Origin of the sequence: Ruixingdingia sedimenti, from assembly GCF_031432425.1 — a bacterium.
Taxonomy (GTDB): Bacteria; Pseudomonadota; Alphaproteobacteria; order Rhodobacterales; family Rhodobacteraceae; genus Ruixingdingia; species Ruixingdingia sedimenti.
This window is the reverse complement of the sequence record NZ_JAVKPH010000138.1, coordinates 1-521: the sequence shown is the minus strand read 5'-3', so window position 1 is coordinate 521 and position 521 is coordinate 1. Positions and strand designations below refer to the sequence as shown.

At 68.1% G+C, this 521-nt stretch carries 1 protein-coding gene; it reads right to left on the bottom strand.

The features are described from left to right. On the bottom strand, window positions 1-440 hold a 440-nt coding region (locus RGD00_RS23480; RefSeq protein ID WP_310459642.1), incomplete at its 3' end, for an AAA family ATPase. Window positions 441-521 lie beyond the last annotated feature (81 nt).

The following is a 521-nucleotide window of genomic DNA, read 5'->3' as shown; positions in this document are numbered from 1 at the left end:
TCGGCCTGCAGATAGAACACGCGCAGCGGCCGTGGCGGCGTGAAGCCAAGGAACGGCACACCGGCAGCCATGTGCACCAGCCAGCTGATGACGAGATCGCTCTTGCCAACCTTGGGCGCGCCGCCGAGCACCAGCATGCCGCCCGGGGTCAGGACGCGCGGGCCGATGATGTCGTCCGGCATCGGCGTGCCGTCGTCCAGCAGCGCGCCCAAGGTGAAGGTGGCGATCTCTCTTGCCGCCGGAGCGCCGTCGTTCCGAATGAGCGGCGGGCCGTTCCTCGCGATGTGCAGCGCCCAAAGCCGCTCGTATTCGACCCAGAGACGGTCTTCTGGCCAGTTCGGCCGGATCATCGCCGCGTTGTATTCGCCGATCGCGCGCCAGGCTTCCTCCCGGCTCATCCGCCCCTCATGCGCCATGCGGACATAGTGTCCGATGGCCATGCTGACGCCTTCGAACCGCGTCCAGGCGTCCTGGCCGCCCTCGCGGACCGGTGTGGTAAGGGCTGCGTCCACGCAGGGTTT